The sequence below is a fragment of the Halomonas chromatireducens genome, assembly GCF_001545155.1.
GTDB lineage: Bacteria > Pseudomonadota > Gammaproteobacteria > Pseudomonadales > Halomonadaceae > Halomonas > Halomonas chromatireducens.
Genome location: NZ_CP014226.1, coordinates 1,173,669 through 1,199,377 on the forward strand (window position 1 = coordinate 1,173,669; position 25,709 = coordinate 1,199,377).

Annotated in this window: 22 protein-coding genes, 4 tRNA genes and 2 pseudogenes; 17 read left to right on the forward strand and 11 right to left on the reverse strand. The window is 63.1% G+C overall.

Annotated features, from left to right (window positions below; genetic code table 11):
• Positions 1 to 38 precede the first annotated feature (38 nt).
• Positions 39 to 506 carry a tellurite resistance TerB family protein gene (locus LOKO_RS05460; protein WP_066446099.1) on the forward strand — a complete coding sequence of 156 codons (468 nt, stop codon included), beginning with the start codon at positions 39 to 41 and terminating at the stop codon, positions 504 to 506.
• Between the two features lie 192 nt (positions 507 to 698).
• The gene (locus tag LOKO_RS05465; RefSeq protein WP_066446102.1) at positions 699 to 1,949 is read left to right on the forward strand and encodes an NAD(P)/FAD-dependent oxidoreductase; all 1,251 of its coding nucleotides are present in this window, start codon (positions 699 to 701) and stop codon (positions 1,947 to 1,949) included.
• A 16-nt stretch (positions 1,950 to 1,965) separates the two neighbouring features.
• Here the strand turns inward: LOKO_RS05465 and LOKO_RS05470 are convergent, their stop codons facing one another.
• A complete protein-coding gene (locus LOKO_RS05470) occupies positions 1,966 to 2,397 on the reverse strand; it encodes a hypothetical protein (protein WP_066446105.1) in 432 nt (143 codons plus the stop codon).
• Positions 2,398 to 2,633: 236 nt separating this feature from the next.
• On the opposite strand from LOKO_RS05470, the gene pyrC reads away from it, so the two are divergent.
• Positions 2,634 to 3,671, forward strand: a complete 1,038-nt coding sequence (gene pyrC / locus LOKO_RS05475; RefSeq protein WP_066446108.1) for a dihydroorotase — start codon at positions 2,634 to 2,636, stop codon at positions 3,669 to 3,671.
• Positions 3,672 to 3,679: 8 nt separating this feature from the next.
• On the opposite strand, the gene LOKO_RS05480 is transcribed toward pyrC, so the two are convergent.
• The 3 genes from LOKO_RS05480 to folD form a co-directional block, all read right to left on the reverse strand.
• On the reverse strand, positions 3,680 to 4,633 hold the full coding sequence (locus LOKO_RS05480; RefSeq protein WP_066446110.1) for an alpha/beta hydrolase: 954 nt from the start codon (positions 4,631 to 4,633) through the stop codon (positions 3,680 to 3,682).
• A 2-nt stretch (positions 4,634 to 4,635) separates the two neighbouring features.
• Positions 4,636 to 5,388, reverse strand: a complete 753-nt coding sequence (mtnN, locus tag LOKO_RS05485) for a 5'-methylthioadenosine/S-adenosylhomocysteine nucleosidase (RefSeq protein WP_066446113.1) — start codon at positions 5,386 to 5,388, stop codon at positions 4,636 to 4,638.
• Between the two features lie 124 nt (positions 5,389 to 5,512).
• Positions 5,513 to 6,397, reverse strand: a complete 885-nt coding sequence (gene folD / locus LOKO_RS05490; RefSeq protein ID WP_066446116.1) for a bifunctional methylenetetrahydrofolate dehydrogenase/methenyltetrahydrofolate cyclohydrolase FolD — start codon at positions 6,395 to 6,397, stop codon at positions 5,513 to 5,515.
• Positions 6,398 to 6,622: 225 nt separating this feature from the next.
• Between folD and LOKO_RS05495 the strand changes: the two genes are divergently transcribed.
• The 5 genes from LOKO_RS05495 to tig all read left to right on the forward strand — a co-directional run bounded on the left by LOKO_RS05495 (position 6,623) and on the right by tig (position 8,839).
• Positions 6,623 to 6,699, forward strand: a tRNA-Pro gene (locus tag LOKO_RS05495).
• Between the two features lie 68 nt (positions 6,700 to 6,767).
• A tRNA-Arg gene (locus LOKO_RS05500) sits at positions 6,768 to 6,844 on the forward strand.
• Between the two features lie 131 nt (positions 6,845 to 6,975).
• A tRNA-His gene (locus LOKO_RS05505) sits at positions 6,976 to 7,050 on the forward strand.
• A gap of 37 nt (positions 7,051 to 7,087) precedes the next feature.
• Positions 7,088 to 7,162 (forward strand) — tRNA-His (locus LOKO_RS05510).
• A 300-nt stretch (positions 7,163 to 7,462) separates the two neighbouring features.
• Positions 7,463 to 8,839: a trigger factor gene (gene tig, locus LOKO_RS05515; RefSeq protein ID WP_066446119.1), complete on the forward strand. Its 1,377-nt coding sequence runs from the start codon at positions 7,463 to 7,465 to the stop codon at positions 8,837 to 8,839.
• 179 nt (positions 8,840 to 9,018) lie between these two features.
• On the opposite strand, the gene LOKO_RS05520 is transcribed toward tig, so the two are convergent.
• From LOKO_RS05520 to LOKO_RS05535, 4 genes are read right to left on the reverse strand one after another with little or no spacing between them, the layout of a single operon-like run.
• Positions 9,019 to 10,407: a hypothetical protein gene (locus LOKO_RS05520; RefSeq protein ID WP_066446120.1), complete on the reverse strand. Its 1,389-nt coding sequence runs from the start codon at positions 10,405 to 10,407 to the stop codon at positions 9,019 to 9,021.
• A complete protein-coding gene (locus LOKO_RS05525) occupies positions 10,404 to 10,820 on the reverse strand; it encodes a PaaI family thioesterase (RefSeq protein ID WP_066446123.1) in 417 nt (138 codons plus the stop codon). The genes LOKO_RS05520 and LOKO_RS05525 overlap by 4 nt, the downstream gene beginning before the upstream one ends.
• Positions 10,817 to 12,439: a class I adenylate-forming enzyme family protein gene (locus LOKO_RS05530; protein ID WP_066446129.1), complete on the reverse strand. Its 1,623-nt coding sequence runs from the start codon at positions 12,437 to 12,439 to the stop codon at positions 10,817 to 10,819. The genes LOKO_RS05525 and LOKO_RS05530 overlap by 4 nt, the downstream gene beginning before the upstream one ends.
• Positions 12,439 to 13,590, reverse strand: a complete 1,152-nt coding sequence (locus LOKO_RS05535) for an acyl-CoA dehydrogenase family protein (protein ID WP_066446130.1) — start codon at positions 13,588 to 13,590, stop codon at positions 12,439 to 12,441. Before LOKO_RS05535 ends, LOKO_RS05530 begins: the two co-directional genes overlap by 1 nt.
• A 193-nt stretch (positions 13,591 to 13,783) precedes the next feature.
• Between LOKO_RS05535 and LOKO_RS05540 the strand changes: the two genes are divergently transcribed.
• The 8 genes from LOKO_RS05540 (at position 13,784) to csiR (ending at position 21,938) form a co-directional block, all read left to right on the forward strand.
• Positions 13,784 to 15,328 (forward strand): 3-hydroxyacyl-CoA dehydrogenase, encoded by a 1,545-nt coding sequence (locus tag LOKO_RS05540; protein ID WP_066446133.1) that lies wholly within the window; start codon positions 13,784 to 13,786, stop codon positions 15,326 to 15,328.
• A gap of 23 nt (positions 15,329 to 15,351) precedes the next feature.
• Positions 15,352 to 16,560 (forward strand): 3-oxoadipyl-CoA thiolase, encoded by a 1,209-nt coding sequence (locus LOKO_RS05545; RefSeq protein WP_066446134.1) that lies wholly within the window; start codon positions 15,352 to 15,354, stop codon positions 16,558 to 16,560.
• A gap of 99 nt (positions 16,561 to 16,659) precedes the next feature.
• A complete protein-coding gene (locus LOKO_RS05550; RefSeq protein ID WP_066446135.1) occupies positions 16,660 to 17,469 on the forward strand; it encodes an IclR family transcriptional regulator in 810 nt (269 codons plus the stop codon).
• Between the two features lie 148 nt (positions 17,470 to 17,617).
• Positions 17,618 to 18,754, forward strand: a complete 1,137-nt coding sequence (locus tag LOKO_RS05555; protein ID WP_066446138.1) for an MlaE family ABC transporter permease — start codon at positions 17,618 to 17,620, stop codon at positions 18,752 to 18,754.
• Positions 18,751 to 19,542 (forward strand): ABC transporter ATP-binding protein, encoded by a 792-nt coding sequence (locus LOKO_RS05560; protein ID WP_066446140.1) that lies wholly within the window; start codon positions 18,751 to 18,753, stop codon positions 19,540 to 19,542. The genes LOKO_RS05555 and LOKO_RS05560 overlap by 4 nt, the downstream gene beginning before the upstream one ends.
• On the forward strand, positions 19,542 to 20,483 hold the full coding sequence (locus LOKO_RS05565) for an MlaD family protein (RefSeq protein ID WP_066446142.1): 942 nt from the start codon (positions 19,542 to 19,544) through the stop codon (positions 20,481 to 20,483). The genes LOKO_RS05560 and LOKO_RS05565 overlap by 1 nt, the downstream gene beginning before the upstream one ends.
• Entirely contained in the window at positions 20,480 to 21,112 is a 633-nt protein-coding gene (locus LOKO_RS05570; protein WP_201025359.1) for an ABC-type transport auxiliary lipoprotein family protein, read from the forward strand. The genes LOKO_RS05565 and LOKO_RS05570 overlap by 4 nt, the downstream gene beginning before the upstream one ends.
• A 139-nt stretch (positions 21,113 to 21,251) precedes the next feature.
• Positions 21,252 to 21,938, forward strand: coding sequence for a DNA-binding transcriptional regulator CsiR (csiR, locus tag LOKO_RS05575; RefSeq protein WP_066452239.1), 687 nt, complete (start codon positions 21,252 to 21,254; stop codon positions 21,936 to 21,938).
• Positions 21,939 to 22,374: 436 nt separating this feature from the next.
• Here the strand turns inward: csiR and trxA are convergent.
• Positions 22,375 to 22,668 (reverse strand): annotated as a pseudogene (gene trxA / locus LOKO_RS05580) (thioredoxin); the annotation flags it as partial.
• Between the two features lie 205 nt (positions 22,669 to 22,873).
• On the opposite strand from trxA, the gene cysB reads away from it, so the two are divergent.
• Positions 22,874 to 23,845 (forward strand): HTH-type transcriptional regulator CysB, encoded by a 972-nt coding sequence (gene cysB / locus LOKO_RS05585; protein ID WP_066446143.1) that lies wholly within the window; start codon positions 22,874 to 22,876, stop codon positions 23,843 to 23,845.
• Between the two features lie 42 nt (positions 23,846 to 23,887).
• Here the strand turns inward: cysB and LOKO_RS05590 are convergent, their stop codons facing one another.
• Positions 23,888 to 24,508, reverse strand: coding sequence for a phosphoadenosine phosphosulfate reductase domain-containing protein (locus LOKO_RS05590; RefSeq protein WP_066446146.1), 621 nt, complete (start codon positions 24,506 to 24,508; stop codon positions 23,888 to 23,890).
• A gap of 115 nt (positions 24,509 to 24,623) precedes the next feature.
• Positions 24,624 to 25,367 (reverse strand): annotated as a pseudogene (locus LOKO_RS05595) (anthranilate synthase component I family protein); the annotation flags it as partial.
• Positions 25,368 to 25,709: the final 342 nt, after the last annotated feature.

The following is a 25,709-nucleotide window of genomic DNA, read 5'->3' on the forward strand; positions in this document are numbered from 1 at the left end:
ACGCCTGTCTGATGTCCGAATACAGTCGGGAGATCGATATGCTTGCCAGCATCACGCGGTTCTTTCAGGAAGCCCTTGCCGAGCCGGAGTCCAGCTCCGATCCTGCGCCGACCCTGGAGCTGGCCGCCGCCGCACTGCTGTGCGAGGTGATGCGCGCCGACTACCACACCGACCAGACGCAGCTCGATGCCCTGCGGCAGCTGCTGCAGCATCATTTCCATCTGAAGGACGCCGCCGTCGAAGAGCTGATGGAGATGGCCAGGGAGGAGGTCGAGACCTCGGTGGATCACTATCAGTTCGTCAGCCTGGTCAAGCAGCACTACTCCTATGCCCAGCGCCGTGAACTGGTCCGAATGATGTGGGTACTGGCCTATGCGGATGCGGAAGAGGGGCATAATGCCCTGGAGGAGCACCGTATCCGCGGGCTGGCCGACCTGCTGCACGTCAGCCACTCCGACTTCATCCGCACCAAGCTCCAGGTTCAGAACGCTGCGGGCCGCTCCTAGGCACTCCCGGGTTGTCCAGTCAATGCGTTGTCTACGCGAACCGGGCCCCTGAGCCCGGACTTCGATCGATACCTTGATCCGCCTCAGGGCGCTTGGGAAAGCGTCGGCGCCGGGCCGGCGGCGCTGATAGAATGAGCCCTCGCCTTCGGTCGGGAGTCGGGGGCACCGTCTGCGCAAACCTGGAGGAGAGGCATGTCTCGCGAAACCATCGTTCTGGGGGCCGGCATGGTCGGGGTCTCCATTGCCTGGCACCTGGCCCGCCGTGGCCGGTCGGTGCTGCTGGTCGACCGCCGCCCGCCGGGGCAGGAGACCTCATTCGGCAACGGTGGTCTGATTCAACGTGAAGCCGTCCGCCCCTACCCCTTTCCCCAGGGGGTGGGCAAGCTCCTTTCCGTTCTGCCCAATCGCCGGGTGGATATCCGCTATAACCTTCGTGGCATGCTGGAAGCCGCCGGGCCACTGTTCGGCTATTGGCGCCACTCCATGCCTCGGCGTCATGCGCGCATCATTCCCGAATATGCCTCGTTGATCATGCTGTCGACCCAGGAGCACGAGCCGATGATCGAGGCGGCGGATGCCGGGGCCATGATCAGGAAGGACGGCTGGCTCGAGGTCTATCGCAGCCAGGCAGGGCTGGATGCGCGCCGGCAGGAGGCTCGTGAAGCCGCCGAGCGCTTCGGGGTGACCCATGACGCGCTCGACCGGGCCGGCCTGAATCGGCGTGAACCCCAGCTTTCGGATCGAGCCATCGGCGCGATCCACTGGACGAATTCATGGGGTGTCGAAGATCCGGGCGGCCTGGTGGCTGCCTATGCTCGCAGCTTCGAGCGCGAAGGTGGCCGCTTCGTACAGTCAGCGATCCAGGATGTCAGCCGGAATGGGCGGGGCTGGCGGGTGGAGACCGAGGGGGGCGTGCATGAGGCACAGGATGTGGTCATGGCCCTGGGCCCCTGGGCCGGCGGCTGGATGAAACGCCTTGGCTATCGCATGCCTACCTTCGTCAAGCGGGGCTATCACATGCACTACGCCGTCGAGGAGGCCCGGCGACTGCAGTATTGGCTTGCCGATGTCGAGGTCGGCTATATCCTGGCTCCCATGCGTGCCGGCATCCGGCTGACCACCGGTGCAGAGCTCAAACCCCTCGATGCGCCGCCCCACTACGGTCAGCTCGCCGCCGCCGAGCGGGAGGCTCGAAGGATCTATCCATCGCTGGGGGATCGCCTGGACCCCGAGCCCTGGAAGGGCGCGCGCCCCTGTCTGTCGGACATGAAGCCGGTCATTGGCCCGGCCCCGCGGCACGACGGTCTATGGTTCGCCTTCGGCCATGGACATCAGGGGTTTACGTTGGGGCCAGCCACCGGTCGGGTACTGGCCGAAATGATGGACGGAGAGGAGCCTGCAGTGGATATGTCGCCGTTCCGTGCCGACCGCTTCGGCAGCTAGCTAGGCGAGCTTCCCGTCAGGTGCCGCTCGAACGGTGGCGGCGTCTTCGCAGCAGGTGATGAACGAACTTGATAACCAGGGTCATGACATAGACGACCCAGCCGGCCGTGGCGAGGACATTGAAAAGCAGCATTTTTTGCTGACCGCTGAGCGGGGCGATCACCGTTTCGATCAGGCCACCCAGCAGCAGGGCCAGGGCCATGGGCAGCGCCAGGATGTGCATCCACATTTCGGTGCGGCGCTTGCGTACGTGATAGCGGCTGAGGTGGACGCGAAAGGGGCGGTGAACAAAGCTGACCAGTATCATGGCTCCCAGGGCGAGCAGGGCGGCCAGAGTGGGCTCGATGCTGTCGAGGCGGGCGGAAACACTGATCGACCAGAAGACGAGAATCCACATCAGGCCGGCCAGAATGGCGACGATATCGGCGTAGTGGCGAACCCTGGGCATGGCAACGTCTCTTGGGGTGAAAACGGCGTCGATGATACGGCAATTCCGCTCGACTTGCTGCGGTTTGAGGCCTCACCCCGGAAGATTGTCCAGCCGCCACGGCCGGATGCCACCAGTCATGCCGACTGCAGGGGCGCTTGGCCATTGGAGCGCCAAGGCGGCGGCAGCTTACGGTATACTATCGCTCCCGATTATCTGCCGATCACAGCCGACTACAGCTGACAACAGGACATGCCGTGAACGCTATTACGCTGACCCGACCCGACGACTGGCACCTTCACCTGCGCGATGGCGATGCGCTTCAGGCCGTAGTGCCTGCGACTGCCCGGCAGATGGGGCGTGCCATCATCATGCCGAACCTGAAGCCCCCTGTCACCACGACGGATCAGGCGCAGGCGTATCGCGAACGCATCCTGGCGGCCCGGCCCCAGGGTTCGGATTTCGAGCCGCTGATGACCCTCTATCTCACCGACGATACGCCGGCGTCGGAAATCGAGCGCGCTCATGCCAGTGGCATGATTCATGCCGTCAAGCTCTATCCCGCCGGAGCCACCACCAATTCGGCTTCAGGTGTGACGGACCTGGCGCATTGCGACGAGGCGATTGAGGCCATGGCGCGCGTGGGCATGCCGCTGCTGGTGCATGGTGAAGTCACCGACAGCGAGATCGATATCTTCGACCGCGAGGCGGTCTTCATCGAGCGGGTCATGAAGCCGCTGCTCGAGCGGCACCCGACGCTCAAGGTGGTCTTCGAGCACATTACCACCGCCGATGCCGCCGACTTCGTGTCCCAGGCGCCGGCCAACGTGGGGGCCACCATCACCGCCCACCACCTGCTGTTCAACCGCAACCACATGCTGGTGGGAGGGATCCGTCCTCACTACTATTGCCTGCCGATTCTCAAGCGCGAGCGCCATCGCGAAGCGCTGCTGGCGGCGGCGACGTCCGGCAGCGGCAAGTTCTTCCTCGGCACAGACAGTGCTCCCCATGCCCAGGGTGACAAGGAGTCCGCCTGTGGCTGCGCCGGCGCCTACACGGCCCCGGCCGCCATCGAGCTGTATGCCATGGCGTTCGAGCAGGCTGGCGCCCTGGACAGGCTGGAAGGGTTTGCCAGTCATCATGGACCCGACTTCTACGGTCTGCCGCGCAATGCCGATACGGTTACTCTGGTACGCGAAACCTGGGAGCTACCCCAGTCGCTTCCCTATGTCCCCGGGCAGCGGATCGTACCCTTGAAGGCGGGCGAATCGCTGGACTGGAAACTGCGTGACTGATTTCCGTGCTACTCCGGCGGTACGGCTGGCGTCAGGCCCTGGCGCTTCAGAAAATCGATGCCCGCGCCAATGGCGCGGCCACTGGTCAGGAAGCTTGTGATATGGCCCCGCAGGGGTTGACGATAGAGCTCGCTCTCTATGCCGGCCTGCTGCAGGAGGGCGTGGAAATCGGTTGCATGATCAACCGGTACCAGGCGGTCCCAGGTGCCATGGAAGAGAAAGAACGGCGGGGCGTCCGGTGAGATGTGGCGAGCGGGCGACGCGAGCTCGTATTGGTCTGGCACTTCCGCCCGCTTGCCGCCAAGAAATTCCACCACCAGTCGGCCATCGTCGAATTTGAACAGGTCGCTGGGCGTCCCTCCAGCCAGTACTGCCGCGAGTCGCGCATGGTCGCCCCCGTAGGGTTGCGAGAGCGCTCCCTCGGCCCCTTTGAGTGCCAGAAGGCTGACGAGGTGGGCTCCCGAAGAGTACCCGACCCCGACGATTCGGTCGGTATCGATGAGCCAGTCTTCCTCGTCCGCTTTCCGGTGCAGCCAAGCCATGGCTTGCTGCAGGTCGTGCAATTGGGCGGGAAACGGATATTTCGGAGCAAAGCGATACTGAACATTGGCCACCACGAAACCCTCCCTCGCCAGCCGTTCGGCGATGCCTCTCATGTCCTGCGGGGTGCGGTTCTGCCAGCCGCCACCATGCACGACCAGGGCAGCCGGCCGGCGAGTCCTGCCGGGCGTGTCGGGAAGGTAGATATCCGCGCCGAGCGGTTCTGGCCAGTCGGCGGGGGGATAGGTCTGGCGATTCATTCGCTGGAAGGTGTAGGGCGGTAGTGCCGGGGCGTCCTGAGTGGCAGATGTCAGCGGCGAAGGGTTGGTCAGTGGCGTGATGGTGCAGCCGCCGCCTGCCAGTAGTGGGAGGCTGGCGGTGACTGCCAGCAATAGCCTTCGCAACCACCCGGAAGATGGCATGGTTATCCGACAGCAGCCTTGGGCTTGCTGGTTCCCTCGGCCTTGGGGGACGGGACGGCCAGGCGTGCCACCATGGTTTCGACCATGCGTGCAGAGTGAGCGGCCGCCTTTTCCAGAAACTCATCGAAGGAGAGGTGGTTGTCGCCGCCACCGGCGATATCCGACAGGGAGCGGATGATCACGAAGGGGCACCCATAGAGATGACAGGTCTGGGCGATGGCCGCGGCCTCCATCTCTGCCGCCAGCATCGTGGGAAAGCGCGTGCGCGTTTTCAGGACCAGCTCGGGACAGGCCATGAACACATCGCCGGTGGCGATGAGACCTTCCACCACGCGGACCTCACCCAGCGCTTCGACGCACTCCCGTGCGACCCTCACCAGTCGCTCGTCGGGCAGATAGGCCGCTGGCATCTGGGGCACCTGGCCATGCTCGTAGCCGAACACCACCGCATCCACATCGTGATGCCGTACCTCGCTGGATACCACCACATCGCCGATTTTCAGGCCTTCGCCGAAGCCGCCAGCAGAGCCTGTATTGATTATCGCTTCCGGTTTGTACACATCCAGCAGCAGGGTGGTCCCGATGGCGGCATTCACCTTGCCGATACCGGACTGAAGGATCACCACATCGACACCATGCAGCATGCCATGGTGGAAGGTGCAGCCCACGTGAGAGCGGGTGCGGCGACCCTCCAGCAGCGAGGCGAGGTAGTCGACCTCCTGGGCCATGGCGCCGATGATGCCGATGCGTTTCATCTAAGGAGATGTCTCCGTGTTACTGAATCAGTGGGGTGGAGCCGCTAGGCAAGGAAGCCGTGCGACACCTGCTTGAAAAGGAAAGTCGCATATTCTATCCGAGCTGCGTACTGCTGTCAGGCCTCTAGACCTGGGCAGGCAGGGCCTCATTCTCCATGGCGTCATGCATCTCGGCGGCGAGCAGCGTGTTCTCCAGCAGCGAAGCAATGGTCATGGGGCCGACCCCGCCGGGAACCGGGGTGATCCAGGCCGCACGTTCTGCGGCGCTGTTGAATTCCACGTCGCCCACCAGCCGGCCATCCTCTTCGCGGTTTATGCCCACGTCGATGACGATGGCGCCGTCCCGCACCCACTCGCCATGGACCAGGCCGGGTTTGCCAACTGCTACCACGAGCAGCTCGGCACGCCTGACATGCTCCTCGAGGTTGCGGGTGAAACGGTGGCATACCGTCGTGGTGCAGCCGGCCAGCATCAGCTCCAGTGCCATCGGACGACCGACGATGTTGGAGGCGCCGACGACGGTGGCATCGAGGCCGCGCACTTTCAAGCCGCTGGCCTGCAGCAACGTCATGACACCCTTGGGTGTGCAGGGCCTGAGCATCGGCAGCCGCTGGGCGAGGCGGCCAAGGTTGTAGGGGTGGAAACCGTCGACATCCTTGTGGGGTAGGATTCGCTCGAGTATGGGGCGAGCATCGAGATGGTCGGGCAGTGGCAGCTGGACCAGAATACCGTCGACCCGAGGGTCGGCATTCAGGTCATCCACCATTCTCTCCAGCGCTGACTGGGAAGTCTCGGCCGGCAGGATGTGCAGGAAGGAGAGTATGCCGGCGCGCTCGCAGTCGCGGTGCTTGTTGTTGACGTATACCCGTGAAGCCGGGTCGTCGCCCACCAGTACGACGGCAAGGCCGGGGGTCCGCTTGCCGTCTGCATGGCGTGTCTCGACCTGGCGAGCTACCTGCTGGCGGACCTGGGCGGCAACGGCCTTGCCATCGATGAGTTGGGCGGTCATCGTTTCTTCCTCGTGCTTGGATGGTGGGCTGGCCGGCGTCAGCGATATCTCGGGAAAAGGCTGGCCGGTGCAGGAAGGGAGGTGATTTTCGCATGCCGGGGCCGCCAGGCAAAGCGTAAAAACGGCCTGGCCGGTGAGGTGGCTATTGACCCGGGAGGATTCTCGCGTAGAATACGCAGCGCTCGATGAGGCCCTGTGGCGGCATCGAGGCCGTGCGAAGACCGGCGGGGTGTAGCGCAGTCTGGTAGCGCGCCTGCTTTGGGAGCAGGATGTCGGGGGTTCGAATCCCTCCACCCCGACCACAACCTCTTGTTTGCGTGAAGGAAAATGCTCAAGCAGGGTTGCGGTCAGACGCCATGGAACGTAGAATGCGCCCATAGCTCAACCGGATAGAGCAACGGCCTTCTAAGCCGTAGGTTGCAGGTTCGAGTCCTGCTGGGCGTGCCATACGGCATGTTGTGGCAGCGGCTGGGCCTGATCGTATGGACAGGATTGTCTGAGCAGGATTGCCTGGGTAAGATTGTCCGGGTAGGTGAGGTGCCGGAGGTGCGGTGCCAGTGGTTCGAGTCATCGTTATGGTGGATGTAGCTCAGTGGTAGAGCCCCGGATTGTGGTTCCGGCTGTCGTGGGTTCGATCCCCATCATCCACCCCATCTCGATGCTCTTGATGTTCAAGTGGTGCTTGCAGTGGTGGATGTAGCTCAGTGGTAGAGCCCCGGATTGTGGTTCCGGCTGTCGTGGGTTCGATCCCCATCATCCACCCCATTGCAAGTTGGCCTGGTCTTTCGGCTCTCCTTGTTGTTCCTGTTTTCTCCCCATCTCCTTTTTGCCTGCGCTCGCGCTGGTGTTGTCTTGCGCTTGTCGGTGTCGTCTCCGGGCTGCATGCTATTATTCATGTTTTAGCCGAACAACGTCTGTGTCGATTGCCCTTGGCCCCTTGTAATCTTGCCCGCTGCCCCAATCCTATGGGCATGGCGCTTGCCAGCGCAGGCCGGGATTCTTAGAATCCCCTTTTTGACCTTCCACGCTTTCAACTGAACGCCCCCAGTCGGTAGAGGACTATTCATGCAAGTTTCCGTCGAAACGCCTTCCCAGATCGAGCGCCGTGTCACGTTTCAGGTGCCAGCGGCCGAGGTCGACGAAGCCGTCGAGGCTCGCCTCAAGGACACTGCGAAGAACGTGCGCCTGAACGGCTTCCGCAAGGGGCGTGTGCCCATGTCGGTGGTGCGTCAGCGTTACGGTCGTGACGTGCGCGATGAAGTGGTGGGCGAAGTGATGCGCGAGCGCTACGTCAAGGCCATCTCAGAAGAGAACCTCAATCCCGCCGGTTTCCCCAGCATCGAGCCGAAGGTGAACGAGGCAGGAAAGGATCTGGAGTTCGTGGCCAATCTGGAGGTCTATCCCGAGATAGAGCTGGCCTCCATCGATGGCACCGAGGTCGAGCGTCCTGTGGTTGATGTGACGGAAGCCGATCTCGAGGAGATGATCGAGACGCTGCGCAAGCAGAACGCCTCCTGGGAAGAGGTCGATCGCGCCGCCGCAGATGGCGACCAGGTCAAGATCGATTTCCAGGGCTTCCTGGGTGACGAGCCCTTTGAGGGCGGTAGCGCCGAAGGCCACGACCTGGTGCTGGGTTCCGGTAACTTCATCCCCGGCTTCGAAGCGCAGCTGGAGGGTGCCAAGGCCGGTGACGAGAAGGAGATCACGGTCACCTTCCCTGAGGACTACCAGGCCGAGCATCTGGCCGGTCAGGAGGCCACCTTCAAGGTCAAGGTCCACGCGGTCAAGGGCCAGGCCCTGCCGGAGATCGACGAGGAATTCATCAAGCGCTTCGGCGTGGAAGATGGCGATGTCGAAAAGTTTCGTGCCGAGGTCAAGAAGAACATGGCCCGCGAAGCGAAGCAGGCTGTCGACAATCGCGTCAAGCAGCAGGTGCTCGAGTCACTCAAGAAGGCGAATGACGTGCCGGTGCCCCAGGCACTGGTGCAGCAGGAGACCGATGCGCTCAAGCGTCAGGCGGCCCAGCAGTTCGGCCTGGGTGAGGATTTCGATGTCTCCCAGCTGCCCAACGAGCTCTTTGCCGAGCAGGCCAAGGGGCGCGTTCAGGTCGGTTTGCTGCTGGCCGAAGTGATCAAGTCCAGTGAGCTTGATGCCACCGATGACGAGATTCGCGCCAAGGTCGAGGAACTGGCCGAGCAGTACCAGGATCCGCAGCAGGTCGTCGACTATTACATGAGCAACGACCAGCTGAAGACACAGGTCAAGTCAGCCATTCTCGAAGAGAAGGCCGTCGACAAGCTGCTGGAGCAGGCGACCGTCAAGGACGTCGAAATGAGCTATCAGCAGGCCCTGGCCGCTGCCCAGCAGCAAGCCGAGCAAGATGACGAAGCCGCCAGCGAGGCTGAGGCCGACGCGGACGCGGGGCAGGAAGCCAAGAGCTGACAGCCTCGCCGGCCCCTTCCGGGACCGCCGAGGCTGGCAGGTGCCGGAAGGGGGTATTACGCTTCCATTCACCGGCATGAAGGAACCAAACATTTCGCTTAGCGGAATTATGTTTTACTTTATATTAAAGCAACGATAAAAAAACGCATCCCCAAGGTCAAGCACCCTTGAGCGGAAGTTCACCAGGAGACGAACAGAAACCAGCCGGACAGCAGCGGAATACAGGCCAGCAGGAAACGTGCGTTCCAGCGGTAGCCAATGCGCGTCGAGGCAATACCGGTAAACCGCGACAGGATCAGCATCGAGGCGGTCATCGGCGATGACATCAATGCCAGCGCCCAACCCACCATCAGTGAGGCACCCACCAGTGCCGGCGAAAGCCCCTCGATGGGCAGTGAGGGTAATAGGCCGACAAGCAGTGTTACGGTAACAATGGGGTTGATCCCTATCTGGGCCAACCCTACAACGGTCAGCATCGCCAGTACGGCATTGGCCGCCCCTAATGGCGCGATAAGTGCCAGCATTGGTTCCAGGCTTGCCACCGGAATCAGCGCCACGCAGAGGTGGCCGAGGTAGCCCGCTGCCCCCAGCACCACCACTTCGTTGCCCATGGGAGCCACAAGCCAGGGTAACTGCCGCCGCAGGCTTGCCAGCGCCGCTGGAACACCCAGCATGCCGAGCCTACGCCGCTGCCAGGCAAGCCAGCCAATCGCACCCAGAGGCGCCCCCATCAGGGCAGCGATCGGAAGCCGTACCTCGAGCGCCCAGGAGAGCAGGAACACAAGCGAAACGATACCGAGGAGCAGCACGCAGAACTGCGCTAATGGTGCCAGCGAAGGCACCGGATGCTTGACGCCGTCTACGGCAGGATGCGGGCCGGTCAGGTGGTCGACGGCCCACCCCACCCAAAAGATGACCAAGGCCGCGCCGATGACGTAAGGTGCCAGATCGACCCAGCGCAGCTCATGCAGATTCGAGAGCACGACAGCCACGCCGATTCCCATGGGTGAAATCAGCGGTGCCAATGAAAAACCCCGCAGAAGCGCCAGCATCATCCGCCGCTGGCGTGCCTGTCGTACCCAGGCACGTCCCTGGGCCGCCGCCAGGGTATTGCTCTTCTCGATCATGCCGGCAAACAGATTGAGCACGCCAATGTTGAGGATGATCCCGAATAGCGCCGAGCCCGCTGAGAGGATGGGATAGCGGCGGCCAGGTGGCTGAAGCAGCATGGCCTCGCCGCACCGCCTCACCAACCGCGAACGGTAGGCCGGCAGACGCAGCAGGCTGAGTGCCACGACGAAGGTGGCAAAGAAGGCGAAACGGCCGGCCGCCTCGAACAGCAGTCGCCCCGGCGCCTCGGCGTACCATAGGGCAACCATGCTGAAGATACCGGCTGCCAGCAACAGCACGCGAGCCATGGGCGAAAGCCTGCCGCGCAATGTCATCAGGTAGGCTGCCAGAGCGAGAACGCCTATGGCCTGCATTGCCGTACTGTCGATAACGAGGTGGCACAGGGTGGACAGCGTAACCACGCCCAGCAGGCCGGCGCGCAGACGCGCCGGTGTCACTCGGGTATGCCCTCCGGTGACTCGCTGCCGCTACGACGTCGAAACGCGCCTTCGGCGATGGCCAGCAAATCGCCGTTGGCGGCAGTAACCTCACCGCTTGACAGGTAAACCTTGCGCCCTCCGCCGCGCACCCTGCCGGTAGCGCGCAAGAGGCCGGGGCCAGCAGGCCCAACGAAGGTCGTTGTCAGCGATAGTGTCATGCCGCGGCGCACTCGCCCAGGCGTCTTGCAGTAGAGTCCGGCAAGGCTCAAGGCGCTGTCGAGCATCGAGGTCATGACTCCGCCATGGACGATGCCGCTGCGATTGAGATGTCGTTCGTCGGCCATCAGCTCGACCACGGCGAGCCCGGCCGACCACTCCACCACGCGCATGCCGAGCAGCTCGTGATAGCCCATCAATGCCGACTCGCTCATGTTGCCCCCTCCCGTCCAGCCATGTCGCGCAGGCGACCCTTGAGAATCTTTCCGCTGGCAGTGGCAGGCAGCGCATCCATCATGACCAGGCGCGTCGGCCGCTTGTAGGGCGCCAGCCGCGGACCGATGAATGCGTGCAGCTCGGCCTCGCTGAGCGTCGCGCCAGGTTCGCACTGGACGAAGGCGACGACTTCCTCATTTCCCTCGACCTGGCGCCCCACGACGGCCGACAGGGTCACATCCGGGTGTTCGTTGATCACCGCCTCCACATCGGGCGGGTAGATGTTGAACCCGGAGCGGATGATCAACTCCTTGCTGCGACCAACGATGTAAAGCTGGTCGTCCTCGTCGAAGCGGGCGATATCACCGGTGTTCAGCCAGCCCTCCTCGTTCAGGCAGGCCCGTGTGGCTTCAGGCTGACGAAAATACCCCTTCATCACATTGGGGCCGCGCACCCACAGCTCACCCACATCATCGCTGCCCTGCTCGTTCTCTCCACTGTCATCAAGGGGCTCGAGGCGATACTCCAGCAACGGCAGCACCCGACCCACGGTATTGTTGTCGAATCGGTCAGCGATGCGTGTCTGGCTGATCGTCGGACTGGCTTCCGTCAGGCCGTAGCCGTTATGCAGAGTCAGGCCGAAGGTCGACTCCACCCGCTGCTTGGTGTCGCTGTCCAACGGCGAACCACCGGCGGAGATATAGCTGAGCGAAGGTGCAACGAGCGGGCGCGCCTGGCGTCGCAGATACTCCAGGGTGCGGGCATACATGGCCGGCACTCCCTGCAACACCGTGATGCGCTCCACATCGAGCGCTTCCAGCATGGCGGCTGCATCGAAGCGTGGCACGGTATAGAGACAGGCCCCGTTGTACAGCGACCCCATGCATACCGACGACAGACCGAAGACGTGGGACATGGGCAGCACGCCGTAGACCCGCTGACCAGGACTCAGGTGCCGCATGCCACCGGAGATCGAAGCGATATAGAGGATGCCACGGTGGGTAAGCATCACGCCCTTGGGCGTGCCGGTGGTTCCCGAGGTATAGATCATCGCGGCGACCTGTTCAGCGCCGCTGCTCTCGACGGGCTCCGGCGCAGTCTCCAGCAGCGCGGAAATCCGCAACTGACCAAGAGAAGAGTGCGAGTAGGCCACGGCCCCATGACGCAGCCCGTGGGCCTCTGCCTCCGGCGATGCCTCACTGGTGTAGAAGACCCGCCGTGGCTGGCAGTTGTCGCGGATCGAGTCGACTTCATGCGCCGAAAGGCGGGAGTTGACGATGGCTACCCAGGCGCTGAGTTCACTGGCCGCCAGCAGCAACACCACCAGGGCACGGCAGTTCTCGCCGACGGTCATGATACGATCACCGGGGCGTATACCCGATTCGACGAGCCACTCGACGGCGGCCTCGATCTCACGGCCCAGCTCTGCGTAGCACCAGCGCACATGGCCATCCACCAACGCCGGTCGATCGGGAAGGCGTTCGGCATTGATCAGCACGCGGCTGCTGAGACGTTCGGGCAATTCAGCCACCAGCTCACTTGCCAGGCGCTCGAAGATTAGCTCATCCGGCGCCTGGCGGATCACCGACAGCGCCTTCTTCTGACTGGCGAGGGCCATCAGGACACCTCCCGCACCATGTCGCGGGCGATAACCACCTGCTGTATCTGGGTGGTGCCCTCGTAGATGCGAAACAGACGTACATCCCGATAGAACCGTTCCACCGCATATTCGGCCATGTAGCCGGCCCCCCCATGCACCTGCACCGCCCGGTCGGCGACGCGCCCCACCATCTCTGCGCAGAACAGCTTGCAGCACGACGCCAGGGTCGAGACCTTCTCGCCGGCATCCTTTCGCCGGGCAGCGTCGAGCACCATGGTGCGACCGGCATACGCCTCGGTCTTGCTGTCGGCAAGCATCGCCTGGATCAACTGATGATCGGCCAGGCGGACCCCGAACTGCTTGCGTTCGATGGCATAGTTGAGCGACTCCTCTACCAGGCGCTCGGCCACCCCGACGCAAACAGCGGATATATGCAATCGGCCGCGGTCGAGTACCTTCATGGCCGTCTTGAAGCCCTGCCCCTCCTTTCCGCCGATGATGTTCTCGGCCGGCACCCGGCAGTCGTCGAAGATGATGTCGCAGGTATGCGCCCCCTTCTGGCCCATCTTGTTGTCTGATGGGCCACGCTTGAGCCCGGGAGTGCCGCCCTCCACGATGAAGGCGGTGATGCCCCCCGCCCCCTTGTTGCCGGGGTCGGTACGTGCCATGACCGTGAACAGGTCGGCCTCGGGGCCATTGGTGATGTAGCGCTTGGTACCATTCAATACATAGTGGTCGCCGTCACGCACCGCCGTGGTCCTGAGGCTGGCCGCATCGGAGCCGGAATCAGGTTCGGTCAGGCAGAAGGAACTGAGCAATTCTCCGGTGGCCAGGCGCGGCACGTACTTCTTCTTCTGTTCGGGGGTGCCGTCGATGAGGATGCCTTGGGCGCCAATACCGTTGTTGGTGCCGAAGATAGACCGGAAGGCTGGCGAGGTCTTGCCAATCTCCATGGCAACCAGCGCCTCCTCTTCCATGGTCAGTCCCAGGCCACCGTACTCCTCTGGAATCGACAGACCGAATAGCCCCAGCTCTTTCATCTCCTGAAGCAGCCCGGACGGGACGGCATCCTCTTCGGCAAGACGTGCCTCATTGGGTATCAGGCGCTCGCGCACGAAGCGGGAGATGGTGTCGACGAGTTGATCGAGCAGTTCGGGATCGCGAATCATGGCATGTCCTCGGCTGTTGGCGGGCTACCCCTGGGGTGGGTGACGTCACTTGATGTTTCGCATGGCAGAATGGACGCCCACATTGTTGTCAGGCACTGTTGCATAGCCTAGGATGGCAGTCAATTAACGAAACACGGTTTCGCTTTGCGGAATCTCCTGACAAAACGAGAATACGCCAAACGAGGATACCGCCATGTCGACCGATACCTCATCGACCCCTGCCCACGCCCCTTCCACCCCCTTCCGTACCCTGGGCATCGTGGGCACGGGCGCCATGGGCAGGGGCATTGCCCAGATTGCCGCCCAGGCCGGCCTGACCGTGTACCTGCACGACCAGCGTGAAGGCGCCGTTGCCGAGGCACGCGAATTCATCGCCGGCATATGGGCCCGCGGCGTGCAGAAGCAACGCTTGAATGAAGTCGAAGCTGAGCGCCATAGTGCAAGCCTCAAGGAAGCGGCGAAGCTGGCGGAACTGGCCGAGTGCGACATCGTCGTCGAGGCCATCGTCGAAAAGCTCGAGGCAAAGCAAGCCCTGTTCCAGCAACTCGAGGAGATCCTCGACGACCGGGCGGTGCTGGCCACCAATACCTCATCGCTCTCGGTGACAGCCATTGCCTCGGCCTGCCGCAACCCGGCTCGTGTGGTCGGCTTCCACTTCTTCAACCCGGTCCCGCTGATGAAGAGCGTCGAGGTGATCCCGGGGTTGCGCACTGCCCCCGAGGTGACCGAGCGGGTCGCGGCATTGGGCAAGGCCATGGGGCATTTCACCGCCCGTGCTACCGACACCCCAGGCTTCCTGGTCAACCACGCCGGTCGCGCCTACGGTACCGAGGCGTTGCGCATTCTGGGCGAAAGCGTCACCGACCCGGCCACCATCGATCGGATCCTGGTCGACCAGGGTGGCTTTCGTATGGGTCCTTTCTCCCTTCTCGACCTGACCGGACTCGATGTGTCCCATGCGGTAATGGAATCGATCTACCACCAATACTACGAAGAGCCCCGCTTTCGCCCCTCGCCATTGACGCGTCAACGCCTGACCGCTGGACTGTTAGGGCGCAAGAGCGGCGCTGGATTCTACCGCTACGTGGATGGCAAACCGCAGGTCGCTGACGAGCCGCCCCTGCCCAGCGTGGCACCCTGTCCGGTATGGATCAGCCCGGATAACAGCGAGGCGAGGCAGGCTCTGTCACACCTCGTCGACGCCGCCGGCTGGCCGCTCGAAGACGGCGATACGCCGACATCGGAGGCACTCTGCCTGGTGGCGCCACTGGGTGAAGACACCACTGCCGCTGCGCTGCGCCTGGGGCTTCCGCCCGAGCGCTGCGTGGCAGTCGATCTGCTGGCGGGGCTGGATGGTCGTCGCAGCCTAATGACCAGCCCCGCCACCCTTGCTGCTTATCGCAACGCTGCCATGGCGCTGCTCGGCAACGATGGCACACCGGTGAGTGCCTTCAACGACAGCAACGGTTTCGTGCTGCAGCGCGTCGTGGCCTGCATCGTCAACGTGGGCAGCGACATCGCCCAGCAGGGCGTAGCGGAGCCGGATACCATCGACCGCGCCGTGGAACTTGGGCTGGGCTACCCCCGCGGCCCCCTGGCCATGGGCGACCATTACGGTAGCCGACGGATACTCTCCGTTCTCGACAACCTGCTCGCCGCCACCGGCGATCCGCGCTACCGGGCCAGTCCCTGGCTGCGCCGCCGTGCGACCCTCGGACTGCCGCTGACCACCCCTTGAGCCCAACTCGGAGATGATTTTTCATGCATGACGCCTATATCTATGACGGGCTACGCACCCCCTTTGGACGCCATGGCGGCGGCCTTGCCGGCGTCCGGCCCGATGACCTGCTTGGCCATGTCCTCAGGGCCCTGGTGGCCCGCAACGACTTCGCGCCGGGCTCCTATGAGGAGGTCCTGGCAGGCTGCACCAACCAGGCCGGCGAGGACTCCCGCAATGTCGCTCGCCATGCGGGTCTGGTTGCCGGCCTGCCCGTCGAACTGGCAGCTCAGACGATCAACCGCCTCTGCGGCAGCGGCCTCGCAGCCCTGATCGACGCCGCCCGTGCCACGCGCCTTGGCGAGGGGGAGCTGTTCCTGGCCGGCGGCGTGGAATCCATGTCTCGCGCACCCTATGTGCTGGGCAAGGCGGAGTCTGCCTTTGCCCGCAATCAGCCGATGTATGACACCGTGATCGGCGCTCGCTTCCCCAACCCCTGGATCGCCGGCGAATTCGGCAGCCACAGCATGCCCGAGACCGCCGACAATGTGGCCCATGATCTGGGCATAGGCCGTGACGCGAGCGATGCCTTTGCCGCACGCTCCCAGGCACGCTATGCCGAGGCCCTGGCCCGTGGCTTCTACGACGACGAGCTGCTCGCCATCGAGGTGCCTCAGGGTCGCAAGCAACCCCCGCTGGTGGTCGACAGGGACGAGCACCCGCGTCCGGGTACCGATGCCGACAAGCTGGGCAGGCTCGGGGCACTGTTCGACGGCGGCGTGGTTACCGCAGGCAACGCCTCCGGGCTCAACGACGGTGCAGCCGCACTGATCGTTGGCAGTCAGGCAGCCGGCGAGCGGGCGGGAGTCACCCCGCGCGCTCGGGTCGTCGCCAGCGCGGTGGCCGGCTTACCGCCACGCATCATGGGGCTGGGGCCAGTGCCAGCCACCCAGAAGGTGCTGGAGCGCGCCGGGCTGAGCCTCGATCAGATGGACGTCATCGAGATCAACGAAGCCTTTGCTGTTCAGGTCCTGGGCTGCGTCAAGCAGCTCGGCCTCGATCACGACGACAGTCGCCTCAATGCCAACGGGGGCGCCATTGCCATCGGTCACCCACTGGGCGCTTCCGGCGCTCGCCTGGCGCTCACCGCACTGCGCCAGTTGGAAGCCACGGGTGGGCGTTATGCGCTCGTGACCATGTGTATCGGGGTCGGCCAAGGCATTGCCACCATCATCGAGCGCCTTGATCCCTGAGCCCTTCATCGCAACGCCCCGGGCCTGGTTGCTGCGTGCGGACCGGCCCCGGGGCAATATGCGATACTCCGCGCAACCATCTCGCCACAGGGAATCCCCATGAACAAACCAGCCCCTCTGGATGATGACCAGGCCGCTCTGGCCAAGGACCGCAACTTCGTCACCGCCTTGGCTCGCGGACTCGAACTGCTGCGAGCCTTCGGCGCCGGCGAGGAGTACCTGGGCAATGCCGAACTCTCCAGCCGAACCGGCATTCCACGCCCTACGGTGTCGCGGCTGACCTATACGCTGACGCAGCTCGGCTACTTGAGACACAACGCCCGGCTGGAGAAGTACCGTCTCGGCCCCGGCATCCTTGCACTGGGATACCGCTTCCTGGCCAATCAAGGCATCCGAGAAATCGCCCGTCCCTTCATGCAGCATCTGGCAGAAGCCACCGACTGCAATGTCAGCCTGGGCGCCGCCGACAAGACCTCGATGATGTACATCGAAAGCTGCCACGGCAGTGGGCCGCTGATCATGCGACTCGACGTGGGATCAAGACTGCCAATGGCGACAACGGCGATCGGTCGTGCCTGGCTATGCGGCTTGCCCGCCGGCCGTCGCGAAGCCATGCTGGCCGAACTCGCCGAGCTTCACGGCAGCGACTGGCCGGTCCTTGAGGCCGACATCAAGCGAAGCCAGGAGGATTACGAGCGCTACGGTTTTTGCCTCTCCGAAGGTGACTGGCAGTCACAGATCAGTGCGGTTGCCACGCCGCTGATCCTCGAGGATGGCGCTGAAGTCATGGCGATCAACTGCGGGGGCGCCTCGCACCGCCTCAGCCACCAGGTTCTGGTCGAGAACCTGGGGCCACGGTTGAAGCAGGTGGCGCAGCAGATTCTGGGTGAGCTGCAGCACGGTGGCTGATATCAACCGCGGGTAAGCCAGCCGTGGAAAACGCTTGGACAGAGCGTGGCGCACCGGCTGGTGCAGGCTGTCACGCCCAGCTGCATAAGGGTATAGTGATATCTCAGCATCATTGCAGCCAACTCCAGGGAATGACAGGCGACTCGCGATGCCCCATACCGCTCCACGACCCGGTAACCTGGAACAGGATGCCGGCAGGCTTCGCGCCACCGGCGACTGGACCTTGCCTCACCATCAACGACTTCGAAAGGCCATTGGTGAGAAGCGACCCGGCCATGCCACGGATGTGCAGGACCTTGACCTGGAGGAGCTGGGCGAACTCGACACTTCCGGTGCAGTGCTGCTGGTCGAGCTGATCGGGCCGGAGCGTATGCTCGAGGTGGCCCATTGGGCGCCCAACCAGCCTGCGGAACGTCATGCCTTGCTGTTGGCCGTAGCCGGCGCCATGCCCCACGCGGCACCGCTTTCCCCTCGCACCCGCTCTCCTGTCCTCGCAGCGCTGGGGGAGATCGGTCGAATCATTGAGAACCTGGCGAGGCAACAGATCCAGCTGCTTGGCTTCATTGGTCTCACCCTGAGCAGCCTGGGTGCATTACTGCTGATGCCCTGGCGTTGGCGTGTCACCGCCTTGGTCTCCCATATCCAGCAGACCGGCCTCAACGCCATCCCTATCGTCGCCCTGCTCACCTTTCTGGTCGGTGCCGTCGTGGCCTTCCTCGGCGCCACGGTACTTCGCGACTTCGGTGCCACCATCTTTACCGTCAACCTGGTGGCCTACTCCTTTCTGCGCGAATTCGGCGTCCTGCTGGCCGCCATCATGCTGGCAGGCCGAACGGCAAGCGCCTTCACCGCCCAGATCGGCTCGATGAAAGCCAACGAGGAGATCGACGCCCTGCGCGCCCAGGGGCTGAGCCCCATGGAGTTGCTGGTCTTGCCTCGGGTCCTGGCAATGATGATCAGCCTGCCGATTCTCGCTTTTATCGGCATGCTCAGCGGCATCGCGGGGGGCGCGATGGTCTGTGTTCTGGCGCTGGACATCTCGCTGACACAGTTCCTCGATATCCTGCAGCGCGACATCCCCCTGCGACATCTGCTGGTTGGCCTTGGCAAGGCGCCGATCTTTGCCTTCTTGATCGCGGTCATTGGCTGCCTGGAGGGCTTCAAGGCCAGCGGCAGCGCCCAGTCCGTCGGCGAGCACACCACGTCGAGCGTGGTACAGTCCATTTTCATGGTCATCCTGATCGATGCCCTGGCGGCCATGTTCTTCATGGAGATGGGCTGGTGAGTCCTCCCGTAGCGACAGTCGTCGAAGTACGCGGCCTGATCAATCGATTCGGCGCTCATGTGGTACACGAAGACCTTGACCTCGATATCCGACGCGGTGAGATACTCGGTATCGTGGGCGGTTCGGGTACCGGCAAGTCTGTTCTACTGCGCAGTATCATTGGATTGAAGCAACCGGACGGTGGCAGCATTCAGGTCTTCGGCCAGGACCTGCAACGGCTACCCGCCAGTCAGCGCTCACGGCTGGAGCGACGCTTCGGCGTGATGTTCCAGCGTGGCGCCCTGTTCACCTCGCTCAACTTACAGGAAAACGTGGCCCTGCCCCTGATCGAACATGCCGGCCTGTCTCGCGCCGATGCCGAGCATCTCGCCCGGGTCAAGCTGGCACTGGCGGGGCTGCCGCCGGAGGCCGCCCTATTGGCCCCCGACGCGCTGTCCGGAGGCATGACGAAGCGAGCGGCCCTGGCGCGGGCGCTCGCACTGGACCCGGAAGTGCTTTTCCTCGATGAGCCTACTGCCGGCCTGGACCCCATCGGAGCAGCGGCGTTCGACCAGTTGCTGATGACCCTGCGCGATGCCCTGGGCTTCAGCGTATTCCTGGTCACTCACGATCTGGATACGCTATATACCGCCTGCGACCGGGTCGCGGTGATTTCCCGGAAGCGGGTTCTTGTCGCCGATGACCTGGCGACGGTCGAAGCCACTGACGATGACTGGATACGCGACTACTTTCATGGCCCCAGGGGCCGAGCGGCCAGTCAAGCCGCACAGCGGTTGGAGGAGCGGTGATGGAAACACGAGCACACCACGTCGTGATCGGCCTGTTCACCTTGCTGGCATTGGCCGGCGGCCTGCTGTTCGCTCTGTGGATGACCCAGAGCACTGGCGACCGGGAGTTCATTCACTATGAAGTCTTCTTCGATCGAAGCGTCAGCGGCCTAGCGGAAGGCAATGCCGTGGAGTACAGCGGCGTTCGGGTTGGCGAGGTCACCGACCTGCGCCTCGACCCGCAAGACCCTCGCAACGTGCTGGCACAAATCCGCGTCGAACAGCGTGTTCCCATTCGCCACGATACCCGGGCTCGGCTGGCGCTGGCCAACATCACCGGCAGCATGTCGATTCAGCTGCATGGCGGTACGCCGGAGAGCCCGCTTCTGATCGCCGCACCGGAAGCGCCCCCGCCCCGCATCATCGCCGACCCCTCACCATTGAGCGCCCTGCTCGGTGACGGCGAAGAGATTCTTGGCAACGTCAACCGCGTGCTCGATCGACTCGAGGCCCTGCTGTCCGAGGAGAACACCGATAGCATTCAGAACATTCTGGCAAACCTGGAACGGACCACCGCCAGCTTGGCGCGCGTCGGCGACGCCCCCAGCCGACTGGTTTCCCAAATGGAATCGCTGTCCGCAGAAGGCGTCGAGGCCCTTGAAGAGATACGCACGTTCATCGAGCGGGCCGGAGGCATGCTTGGGGGTCAGGGTGAAGAGATCATGGATGGTGCCCGACAGACCACCGCCAGCCTTGCCCGCACGGCCGAGCAGATGGAAAACCTCCTCGGTGCCAACCAGGGGGCTCTGGAAAGCGGCATACGGGGCATTGAAGGATTAGGTCCAGCGACGGTCGAGCTGCGCAATACGCTAAACACACTCAACCGCGTCATACGCCGCCTGGAGGATAACCCGACAGACTTTCTGCTGGGACGTGACAACGTCGAGGAGTTCACACCGTGAGGACAAGGCCTTGTTACGCCGGTTTTCTCGCTTTCGCCGCCGCGGGGCTGCTCTCGGCCTGCACCCTCATGCCCGCCGGTGATCCTGTCAGGCTCTATGACCTGCCCGCCAACCCCTTGGAGAACCGGCGACAGGCCGAGGCTCCCGCAGACGGCGTCACTCTGCGCCTGGCAACACCCAATGCCGGCGGCCTCCTGGACGGGTCGCGTATTGTCGTAGTGCCGACCCCCAACCAGCCTCAGGTCTATCAGGGCGCACGGTGGGCGGATGCCACGCCCGTGCTGATGCGTAATCGACTCATCGATGCCTTCCAGGAGGATGGCCGAATCACTCGCCTGATTCATGCCGACACGCCGCTCTCGGCCGATCTGGAACTCACCAGCGATTTGCGTGCATTCCAAAGCGAATATCATGGCGGTCACCCGGAAGCCGTCATTCGATTGGATGCACGCCTGATCGATTCCCGCTCCCGTCAGCTTCTGGGCAGCCAGCGTTTCACCCATCGCCAAGCCGCAGCGGGTACAGACCTCGCCGCGGTGGTCGATGCGTTTGGCCAGGCAGCGGACCAGCTGGCCCAGGAGCTGGTCGACTGGACGACGGGCCAGGTGGCCGAGCGGCATGAAAGGTAAGTATTGGGTCCGTAACATCCACGTCTTACTGCAATAAAGGACACTTTCTTCAATAAAAGACATTTGGGTTGAATACCCGACCATTACCGTCTCGATCCCGATTGGTTATCATGCTCTGCAAAAGCAAGGATGATCGATGATGGACACAAGCCCACGACAGAATCTTGGCATCAGCGCCTACAGCTGGCTGAAACATGACATTACGCGGGGCGTCTTCCAACCCGGCGAGAAGTTGTTGATGAGCCGCCTCAAGGAGCGCTACGACCTGGGAATCGGCCCCCTGCGCGAAGCCTTGTCCCAACTGGTCGCCGAACGCCTTGTGGTGGCCATCAGTCAGCGTGGCTACCGGGTCGCACCGATGTCACTGGCCGAGCTGGCAGACCTCTATGACGCCCGAGCCCAGCTCGAGGGACTGATCCTGAAGCTGGCCATCGAACGCGGTGACGACAGCTGGGAGGCAGAGATCCTCGCCAAGGCGCATACCCTGTCCAAGGTAATGGAGGTCAACACCCCCGATGAACTGCTGGATATCTGGGATACCCGCCACAAGGCCTTTCATACCGCCATTGCCAGCGGCTGTCGCTCTCCCCACCTGCTGCAGGTCCGCGAGAGCCTGTTCGATCAGGTAGAGCGTTATCGTCATCTCTGGCTACGCGAGACGGTTTTTTCCGAAGCAGCCCTGGAACGCAAGCGCCGGGAGCATGCAGCACTGGTCGATGTGATCCTGGAGCGCAAGGCCGGGCCAGCGGCCGACATGATGCGCGAGCACCTGATGACACCGGTACCAATCATTACCGAGGTCATGCAGCGTCGTGGCCTGGCGTAAGCCCCTGCCCCAACAGCCCTGGCATCGCGCTGTCATGATGCGGTCACGAAAGAAAGACATCATCGACAGGCACTCTCAGTGGGTGACAAGGCGGCACTCGCCTTTTATCTTTAAGCCAATACCGGTCTACCGGCCTGTCCCAGCATGATGCTGACCGACGGGACTATGGAGAGATGATGCCATGCCACATCTACTGCGCTTTCCCCGAGAAACCGAGTCCCGACTTGAGCAGCTCTGCCTGCAGACCGGCTTGAGCAAAGCCGAGCTTATCGAGCGCTGCCTCGGCATCGGCATGGACGATCTCGAGGCCCAGGCGGGAAAGGCGAAGGCGAGTAATACCAGTGCGGCAAACAGTGTCTTTATCATTGTCGATATCTCCTTTGAACGCAGCCGGTCGGCTGGTCCGAATGGATAGGCAGTGCCCAGACCGGAGCNGCTGTGACTTGGATTGGGCACCGACCAGCGAGGCGACCTTGGAGCCCGACTTGAACAGCATGACGGTGGGAACGCCACGAACGCCCTGTTCGGCGGCGATTTCCGGGGCGTCATCGACATTAATGCTGACTACCTTGAGATTGCCGGAACGCTCCTCGGCAACCTCGTCGATCACCGGTGCCATGACCTTGCAGGGGCCACACCAGGGGGCCCAGAACTTCAGCAGCACGGGTTGGTCTGCCTTCAGGACTTCCTGCTCGAAGTTGGCATTGGTGACATCGACGTTGTTGGCCATGTGATTCTCCAGTTACGTTGCGCTGCATCGAGCGGGTCGAAATGACACGCCAGGGCGTGTCCGGTCGGCTGATGTTAGCGGTCGACCGGGTCGCTGGCAAATGGGATCAGTGGCGGTTTTCTTTTATGCCATTTAGTGCTTACATGGTGCTGTTTTATTCTCGGCTGTGAAATGGCCCGCTGGGCGGTAGAGGGGGAGGCATAAGATGAAACTTCAGCAGCTGCGCTATGTATGGGAAGTGACCCGCCACAATCTCAATGTCTCGGCTACGGCACAGAGCCTCTATACCTCACAGCCGGGCATCTCCAAGCAGATCCGCCTGCTGGAGGATGAGCTGGGTGTCGAGATATTCGCCCGCAGCGGCAAGCATCTGACCCGAGTCACCCCGGCGGGGCAGGCCATCGTCGATCTGGCAGGCCAGGTGTTGCGGCTGGCCGAGAACATCAAGCAGGTGGCCCAGGAGCACAGCGATGAGCGGCGTGGAAGCCTCTCCATCGCCACGACTCATACCCAGGCACGCTATGCGCTGCCACCGGTCATTGGCGAGTTCACCCGCAAATATCCCGACGTGGCGCTGCACATGCAGCAGGGCACGCCCAAGCAGATCGCACAGATGGTCAGCGATGGCCAGGCCGACTTCGCCATCTGTACCGAGGCGCTGGAACTGTTCAACGATCTGGTGCTCCTGCCGTGCTATCGCTGGAACCGCTGTGTGCTGGTTCCACGTGGCCACCCGCTGGCAGAGTCCGGTGAGCTGACCCTGGAGCGCCTGGCCGAGCAGCCGTTGGTGACTTACGTCTTCGGCTTCACCGGGCGTTCCCAACTGGACGATGCCTTCCGGGCCAGAGGGCTTTCCCCCAATGTGGTACTGACGGCGGCCGATGCCGATGTGATCAAGACCTATGTCCGCCTGGGCCTGGGTGTGGGCATCGTGGCGCACATGGCGGTGGATCCCGAACTGGATGACGACCTGGTCGCAGTCGAGGCAGGGCACCTGTTCGAGAGCTCCGTCACCAAGATCGGGATTCGTCGCGGCACTTTCATGCGCGGCTACATGTATGAATTCGTCAAGGGCTTTGCCGGCCATCTCGAGCGTGACCTGGTCGATGCCGCCCTGGCGGCAGGACCACGCCACGAAGATGGCCTGTTCAAGGATATCGAGCTACCGGTTCGCTAGGCCGTGTTCAAAACCGATGCCCTCGGCTAGCGGTCAACGCACTCAATGTTGCAAGTGCAGGCCGCATTCGCGTTTCTCATCCACCTTGGTGGGGTCGAAATAGTCGAAGTTGTCGGGCAGGTCATGGTCCAGTAGATAGTTGTACATATCCTTGGCACTCCAGTGCAGCAACGGCGATACCTTCAGCAGGCCATTGGCATTGCGGCTTACGGGTGCCATGAGAGCCCGTTCGGGGGTGTCTTCGGCACGCAGTGCCGTGAACCAGACATCCGGTGCCATTTCACTCAATGCACGTTCGAAAGGCTCCAGCTTCACCTCCCGGGTGAAGGCCTCGTGGCGCGGGTCTTCGATGCCCGGCATTGGGCCTTCCACGGCTTCTCGGTGTGCCCGGGAGCGTCGCGGCAGGTAGCTGACCAGATTGAGGTCGAGGCGCTTGACCAGTTCGTCGGCAAAGCGATAGGTGGCCTCTGTGTTGTATCCGTTGTCCATCCAGACGATGGGAATCGATGGCATATGGCGCGTCACCATATGCAGGATGACGGCTTCGAAGGGGCGGAAGTTGGTGGTGCAGATGGGCCGCTTGCCCTGCTCCAGTGCCCAGCGAATGAGAGCATCGGGTTCATTGCCGTGTTCGGCATTGATCACGTCGAGGGGTGAGGCCATGGGAGACTCCAGTGTCTTTGAGTGTCGTTGGCCACACCCTACCAAAGCCTGCAGATTCGCCCCCAATACCATTTCATTGGATAGATATATCCAAAAGATCAAAAAAATGCACCCGTTATTCCAAGTTGTGCTGAGGCTCGGCAGTCAGCGCTGTCATCAGGTGCCGAATCTTGTCCAGCGTCTCGGTGTACTCGTCATTCACGTCGGAATCCGCCACCAGTCCACCACCGCCCCATAGATGCAGCCTGCCGGCATCGGCGACCGCGGTGCGAATGGCGATGGACGTGTCCATGCGCCCGCGAACGTCCACATAGCCCAGGCTGCCGCAGTAGACACTGCGCCTGCTGGGCTCCAGCTCATCGATGATCTGCATGGCGCGGACCTTGGGTGCCCCGGTAATCGAGCCGCCGGGAAAAGCCGCTGCCAGCAGGTCGAGCGGGCGCTTTCCGGCGGCCAGCTCGCCACACACGATGCTGACCAGGTGGTGAACGTTGGCGTAGCTTTCCAGCCCGCAGAGCTGGGGGACCCTGACGCTGCCCGGGCGGCATACCCGGCCCAGGTCGTTGCGCAGCAGGTCGACGATCATCACGTTCTCGGCGCGGTCCTTGAGGCTGATGGAGAGTGCCTCGGCCAGGCGGAGGTCCTCTTCCGGCGTCGCTCCGCGTGGGCGGGTGCCCTTGATCGGGCGGGTCTCGACGAGGCCCTCTTCATCGCACAGCAGGAAGCGCTCGGGCGAGAGCGAGAGGATGGCCTGCTCATCCCAGGCCAGATAGCCGGAAAAGGGGGTCGGTGTGGCAAGCCGAAGGCGCTGGTAGGCCGCCCACAGGTCGCCGGCGAAGGGCGCGCTGAAGCGCTGGGCGGTGCCAGCGTCCCGATGGCCCACACCACCCGGCTAGGTGAACTGGAGCAAGGACATCAGGATGTCGGCTGCTGCTTAAGTCGATACAGCACCTTATCCGGGTGCCCGTCATCGTCGGTGTAGACCACAAAGGCCTTGTAGTGATCGAAGAAGGTGCCGGTGAAGANCTTCTCCAGCGCCGCGCCGCCGGCCGAGGGCGAGCGGCTGTTCCACTACCTGCTCGACCGCGCCCGGGCGGCCTGGCCGAAGGTCGCCTGCGGCGAGTTCGCATCCACCTATGCAGTGTTGGGGGGCTCTCGGGACTCATCGGTTCGGCACCTCGTCCGCAACGGCCGACAGTTC

What these genes read in the sequence shown, in the direction of transcription:
- LOKO_RS05460 (WP_066446099.1), top strand. Translation starts at nt 39, where the DNA reads ATGCTTGCCAGCATCACGCGGTTCTTTCAGGAAGCCCTTGCCGAGCCG.
- LOKO_RS05465 (WP_066446102.1), top strand. Translation starts at nt 699, where the DNA reads ATGTCTCGCGAAACCATCGTTCTGGGGGCCGGCATGGTCGGGGTCTCC.
- LOKO_RS05470 (WP_066446105.1), bottom strand. Translation starts at nt 2,397, where the DNA reads ATGCCCAGGGTTCGCCACTACGCCGATATCGTCGCCATTCTGGCCGGC.
- LOKO_RS05480 (WP_066446110.1), bottom strand. Translation starts at nt 4,633, where the DNA reads ATGCCATCTTCCGGGTGGTTGCGAAGGCTATTGCTGGCAGTCACCGCC.
- mtnN (WP_066446113.1), bottom strand. Translation starts at nt 5,388, where the DNA reads ATGAAACGCATCGGCATCATCGGCGCCATGGCCCAGGAGGTCGACTAC.
- folD (WP_066446116.1), bottom strand. Translation starts at nt 6,397, where the DNA reads ATGACCGCCCAACTCATCGATGGCAAGGCCGTTGCCGCCCAGGTCCGC.
- tig (WP_066446119.1), top strand. Translation starts at nt 7,463, where the DNA reads ATGCAAGTTTCCGTCGAAACGCCTTCCCAGATCGAGCGCCGTGTCACG.
- LOKO_RS05525 (WP_066446123.1), bottom strand. Translation starts at nt 10,820, where the DNA reads ATGAGCGAGTCGGCATTGATGGGCTATCACGAGCTGCTCGGCATGCGC.
- LOKO_RS05530 (WP_066446129.1), bottom strand. Translation starts at nt 12,439, where the DNA reads ATGGCCCTCGCCAGTCAGAAGAAGGCGCTGTCGGTGATCCGCCAGGCG.
- LOKO_RS05535 (WP_066446130.1), bottom strand. Translation starts at nt 13,590, where the DNA reads ATGATTCGCGATCCCGAACTGCTCGATCAACTCGTCGACACCATCTCC.
- LOKO_RS05540 (WP_066446133.1), top strand. Translation starts at nt 13,784, where the DNA reads ATGTCGACCGATACCTCATCGACCCCTGCCCACGCCCCTTCCACCCCC.
- LOKO_RS05545 (WP_066446134.1), top strand. Translation starts at nt 15,352, where the DNA reads ATGCATGACGCCTATATCTATGACGGGCTACGCACCCCCTTTGGACGC.
- LOKO_RS05550 (WP_066446135.1), top strand. Translation starts at nt 16,660, where the DNA reads ATGAACAAACCAGCCCCTCTGGATGATGACCAGGCCGCTCTGGCCAAG.
- LOKO_RS05555 (WP_066446138.1), top strand. Translation starts at nt 17,618, where the DNA reads ATGCCCCATACCGCTCCACGACCCGGTAACCTGGAACAGGATGCCGGC.
- LOKO_RS05565 (WP_066446142.1), top strand. Translation starts at nt 19,542, where the DNA reads ATGGAAACACGAGCACACCACGTCGTGATCGGCCTGTTCACCTTGCTG.
- csiR (WP_066452239.1), top strand. Translation starts at nt 21,252, where the DNA reads ATGGACACAAGCCCACGACAGAATCTTGGCATCAGCGCCTACAGCTGG.
- cysB (WP_066446143.1), top strand. Translation starts at nt 22,874, where the DNA reads ATGAAACTTCAGCAGCTGCGCTATGTATGGGAAGTGACCCGCCACAAT.
- LOKO_RS05590 (WP_066446146.1), bottom strand. Translation starts at nt 24,508, where the DNA reads ATGGCCTCACCCCTCGACGTGATCAATGCCGAACACGGCAATGAACCC.